The 5,154-nt window shown below is 73.9% G+C and carries 3 protein-coding genes; 2 read left to right on the top strand and 1 reads right to left on the bottom strand.

All coding sequences use genetic code 11. The annotated features are described in order from the left end of the window. Window positions 1-543: 543 nt before the first annotated feature. Window positions 544-1,986 (bottom strand): NAD(P)H-quinone dehydrogenase, encoded by a 1,443-nt coding sequence (locus VIM26_RS17615; protein WP_331953548.1) that lies wholly within the window; start codon window positions 1,984-1,986, stop codon window positions 544-546. Between the two features lie 75 nt (window positions 1,987-2,061). Between VIM26_RS17615 and VIM26_RS17610 the strand changes: the two genes are divergently transcribed. Together VIM26_RS17610 and VIM26_RS17605 are read left to right on the top strand one after the other, a co-directional pair. Continuing rightward, window positions 2,062-2,919 carry a purine-nucleoside phosphorylase gene (locus tag VIM26_RS17610; protein WP_331953546.1) on the top strand — a complete coding sequence of 286 codons (858 nt, stop codon included), beginning with the start codon at window positions 2,062-2,064 and terminating at the stop codon, window positions 2,917-2,919. 2 nt (window positions 2,920-2,921) lie between these two features. Next, window positions 2,922-4,739, top strand: coding sequence for a phospho-sugar mutase (locus tag VIM26_RS17605; RefSeq protein ID WP_331953544.1), 1,818 nt, complete (start codon window positions 2,922-2,924; stop codon window positions 4,737-4,739). Window positions 4,740-5,154 lie beyond the last annotated feature (415 nt).

Below are 5,154 nucleotides of genomic sequence, written 5' to 3'. Positions count from 1 at the left end.
CTGCGGCCTGCCGCCTGCCGCAGAGTGCGCACATCCGTGCGGACTGCGGACATCGGATGTGCGCAGTCGGCGCCGATGTGCGCAGTTTGCGGTCGACGACGCTCGCCAGCCGCCAACATCCGCGCCCCCGGTCGCGGGAGTCCAGCTCCACGACGACGCCCGACCAGATCAGCCCGATTCCTCTCGGCCGCTCCGCGAGATGCGAGTTGTTGTCCTCCTGATCGCCGAAACACGACAACGTCTCGCATCTCGACGCACGCTGTGACTGCCTGGCCTAGCGCGGCCGTTCTCGGGCCCGAAACGCTCCCGAGCCGCACGACGTCGCCCTCCGCCGTCCGCCCTCCGCCGTCCGCCCACCGCCAGCCGCCCTCCGCCAGCCACCAGCCACCAGCCACGAGCCGCCAGCAGTCGGCTGCCATCCGCCGGAGACTGCGCACATCCGTGGGGACTGCGCACATCGGATGTGCGCAGTCGGCACCGATGTGCGCAGCCTGCGGCCGACGACGTCGAACCGTCAGTCCGCTTGCGGTCGGCGCTCGCCGGTCAGTCGCGGTGCTTGTGGAGCATGCGGGCGACCTCGGCGACCGTGCCCGACAGGGACGGGTAGACCGTGAACGACTCCGCGACCTCGTCGGCCGTGAGGCGGTGCGCGAACGCCAGGGTGATCGGGAAGATGAGCTCGCTCGCCCGGTGCGCGACGACGACGCCGCCGAGCAGGACGCCGGTCACCGAGTGCGCGTAGAGCTTGACGAAGCCGTACTGCAGCCCCAGCATCTTCGCTCGCGGGTTGCCCTTCAGGGGCAGCATGCTCACCAGGTACGCGGTGCCGACCGCCTTGAGCTGGTCCTCGTTGTACCCGACGGTCGCGATCTCGGGCGTGGTGAAGATCGTCGCGCACACCGTCGCCGGGTCCAGCGGGCTGACCGTATCGCCCAGCGCGTGCGCCATCGCGATGCGGCCCTGCATCGCCGCGACCGACGCGAGCGGGAGCCCGGTCGTGCAGTCCCCGGCCGCGTACACCCCGCGGGCCGAGGTGCGCGAGACCCGGTCGACCTTGATGTGCCCGCCGTCCCCGAGCCGGACGCCCGCTTCCTCCAGGCCGATCCCTGCGGTGTTCGGGATCGATCCGAGCGCGAGCAGCACGTGCGACCCGCGCACCGTGCGGCCGTCCTCCAGGGTGACCTCGACGCCGTCGTCCGTGCGCACCGCGGACTTCGCGCGCGACCGGGACATGACCTCCATGCCGCGGTCCTTGAACACCTCTTCGATCACCGCGGCGGCGTCCGGGTCCTCCCCCGGCAGTACCCGGTCACGGCTCGAGATGAGCACCACGTCCGCGCCGAGCGCGTTGTAGGCGCCGGCGAACTCCGCGCCGGTCACCCCGGAGCCGACGACAATCAGCCGCTCGGGCAGCGCGGTGAGGTTGTACAGCTGGGTCCAGGTGAGGATCCGCTCGCCGTCGGGCTGGCCGGCGGGCAGCACCCGGGGCGTCGCGCCGGTCGAGACCAGGATCACGTCGGCGTCGAGGACCTCCCGCGCGTCGTCCGGCCCGACGCCCTCGACCACCACGCGCTGCACCCCGTCCAGGCGACCGGAGCCGACGACGATGCGCACGCCGACCCGCTCGAGGCGGCCCCGGATGTCGGCGGACTGCGCCGCCGCGAGCCCGAGCACCCGCTTGTTCACCACGTCCAGGTCCACCCGGATCACGTCGTTGGCGTCCTCGACCATCCCGATCGTGTCGTCGGCGGGCCGGATCCCGAACTCCTCCGCGTGCCCGAAGCGGGTCATCCACTCAGCCGTCGCGATGAGGGTCTTGGACGGCACGACGTCGGTCAGCACCGCGGCGCCGCCGAGGCCCTGCCGCTCGACGATGGTCACGTCCGCGCCCCAGCGGCGCGCGACCAGCGCCGCCTCGTACCCGCCCGGACCGCCCCCGAGGATGACGACGCGGGTCTGCTGCAGGTCCTGCGCCTCGGTGCTCACAGCGCCAATCATGCACGCCCGAGACGCCTCGTCCCATTCGCTGCCCGCGGAGCCCGGGGCCGATAACCTCGGGATGTGAGCCACACCACGGACCTGCTGCCCTCCTCGCACGACCGATCCCTCGACGACCCGGCGGTGGACCCGTTCACCGTGGCCCGCGCGGCCGCCGAATACATCGCCGCGGCATCCGGTGTGGCCAGGCACGACGTCGCGCTCGTGCTCGGCTCGGGCTGGGGCGGCGCGGGCGACCTGCTGGGCGACGTCGTCGCGGAGATCCCGAGCGAGCAGATCCCCGGCTTCGACGCGCCCGCCGTGCACGGCCATGGCGCGACGACCCGGTCGATCCGGATCGCGGGCACCGACCGACACGCGCTCGTGCTGGGCTCGCGCACCCACCTGTACGAGGGCAAGGGCGTGCGGCGCGTGGTGCACGGCGTGCGCACCGCGGCAGCGACCGGGGCGACCCGGGTCGTGCTCACCAACGGCTGCGGCGGGCTGAACCCGTCCTGGCCGCCGGGCACCCCGGTGCTCATCAGCGACCACCTCAACCTCACCGCGACCTCACCGCTCGAGGGCGCGACGTTCGTGGACCTCACCGACCTGTACTCGCCCCGGCTGCGCGCGATCGCGCGCGAGGCGGACCACTCGCTCGCCGAGGGCGTCTACGTCCAGTTCCCCGGGCCGCACTACGAGACGCCCGCGGAGGTTCGGATGGCCGGCATCCTCGGCGGCGACCTCGTCGGGATGTCGACCGCGCTCGAGGCGATCGCGGCCCGCCACGCCGGTCTCGAGGTGCTCGGCATCTCCCTGGTCACCAACCCCGCGGCGGGGATCAGCCCGACCCCGCTGGCCCACGCGGAGGTCATCGACGCCGGTACGTCCGCCGGCCCACGCATCAGTGCCCTGCTCGCCGAGATCACCCGGAGGATCTGATCATGACCGCACAAGCCACCGGCACCCGGTTCGACCTCGCCGACGACGTCCTCCGCTGGATCGCGGACGATCCCGACCCGGCGACCGCCGCCGAGCTGCGCCGCCTGCTCGACGACGCGCTGGCCGCGCCGCCCGCGAACGGCTCCCCCGCCGCCCGCGCGGGACGCGCCCGGATGGCCTCGGCCCGGGCTGACCTCGCGGACCGGTTCAGCGGACCCCTGCTGTTCGGGACGGCGGGGTTGCGCGGCGTGCTCGGCGGCGGTCCGCACCGGATGAACCGGGCCGTGGTGATCCGCGCCGCCGCGGGCCTCGCCGCGTACCTGCGGGGCGCGCTCGGGGAGGCCGTGCCGCGCGTCGTGATCGGCTACGACGCCCGGCACAACTCGGCCGCCTTCGCGCGCGACACCGCCGCGGTCATGGTCGGCGCGGGCATCGAGGCGCTCCTGCTGCCGGCCGCACTGCCGACGCCCGTGCTCGCCTACGCGGTCCGGCACCTGTCCGCGGACGCCGGGGTGATGGTCACCGCGAGCCACAACCCGCCGCAGGACAACGGCTACAAGGTCTACCTCGGGGGCAGGGCCTCGACCGACGCCGGGCGGGGCGTACAGATCGTGCCGCCCGCCGACGCCGAGATCGCCGCCCGGATCGCGGCCGTCGGGTCGGTCGCGGCCGTTCCGCGCGCCGAGTCCGGGTGGACGGTCCTCGGCGCCGAGCTGCTCGACGACTACGTCGCGGGCGTCGTCTCGCTGGCCGACCCGGCCGGACCCCGGCGCCTGCGGATCGTGCTCACCCCGCTGCACGGGGTGGGCGGCGCCGTCGCCGAGCGCGTGCTGCGCACGGCCGGGTTCACCGACGTGCGCCTGGTTCCCGAGCAGGCCGACCCGGACCCCGACTTCCCGAGCGTGGCGTTCCCGAACCCCGAGGAGCCCGGCGCCATCGACCTCGCGCTCGGCCTGGCGCTCGACGTCGGCGCGGACCTCGTGATCGCGAACGACCCCGACGCCGACCGGTGCGCGGTCGCCGTGCAGGACCGCCGGGCACGCAGCTACCGCGGGCCCGACACCGCGGGCGCCGAGGGTTGGCGCATGCTGCACGGCGACGAGGTCGGCGCGCTGCTCGGCGAGTTCGTCGCGGACCGCGCGCGCCCGGCCTCGGCCGGCGCGACCGGCGCCCCGGTGCTCGCGAGCTCGATCGTGTCCTCGCGCCTGCTCGGGCGCATCGCCGCCGCGCACCGGATGGCGCACGCCTCGACCCTCACCGGGTTCAAGTGGATCGCCCGGGTGGACGGCCTGCTGTTCGGCTACGAGGAGGCCATCGGGTACTGCGTGGACCCGGGCCGCGTGCGCGACAAGGACGGCCTCAGTGCGGCCCTGCTGATCGCGGAGCTGGCGGCCGGGCTGAAGGCCAACGGGCGCACCCTCATCGATGCGCTGGACGACCTCGCGCGCGAGCACGGGCTGTACCTGACCGACCAGCTCGCCGAGCGGTTCACCGACCTGGACCAGATCCCCGCGACCATGGCGCGCGTGCGCCAGTCACCGCCGGCGACCCTCGCGGGCTCGCCCGTCACGGAGGTCGTCGACCTGTCCGGCGGCGTGGACGGCCTGCCGCCCACCGACGGGCTGCGGCTGCTCGCAGCGGACGGCACGCGCGTCGTCGTGCGCCCCAGCGGCACCGAGCCCAAGGTCAAGTGCTACCTCGAGGTGATCGTCCCGGTCGCCCCGGACGCCGACGACGCCACGCTCGGCCGCGCCCGCGCCACCGCCCACACCCGCCTGGCAGCGGTCAAGAAGGACCTAGCCGCCGCCCTGGCCCCGTAACCAGCCCCTCCCCGAGCTCCCCCGCGCGCCGTCCCGCCGCGAACTGGGAGTTGTTGTCCAAAATCTCGCCGAAATACGACAACAACTCCCAGTTCGCGAGACCGACGGGGTACGGACGAGACTGAACTGGATGGCCGGGCGCGCCGCCGGGTGGGAGCGGAGTCGACATCGGCTCGGAATCGGCCGCAAAGTGCGTACCTCGGCGTCCGCCGCCTACTTCGGTGTCCGCTGCGCACATCGGTGTCCGCTGCGCACATCGGATGTGCGCAGGCGACACGGATGTGCGCAGTCCCGGGACGACGCAGCTGAGGGCGGCCAGCCGGGTCGGTGGAGCATCCGGGTGCCCCTGCAACCGCTCCGGAACCCGGCAACGTCCGAGCGTTGACGTCCTATAGGACGTCAACGCTCGGACGTT

It is taken from the genome of Pengzhenrongella sp. (assembly GCF_036565025.1).
GTDB lineage: Bacteria > Actinomycetota > Actinomycetes > Actinomycetales > Cellulomonadaceae > Pengzhenrongella.
This window is presented reverse-complemented; position numbering and strand designations above follow the sequence as displayed.

What these genes read in the sequence shown, in the direction of transcription:
- VIM26_RS17605 (WP_331953544.1), top strand. Translation starts at nt 2,922, where the DNA reads ATGACCGCACAAGCCACCGGCACCCGGTTCGACCTCGCCGACGACGTC.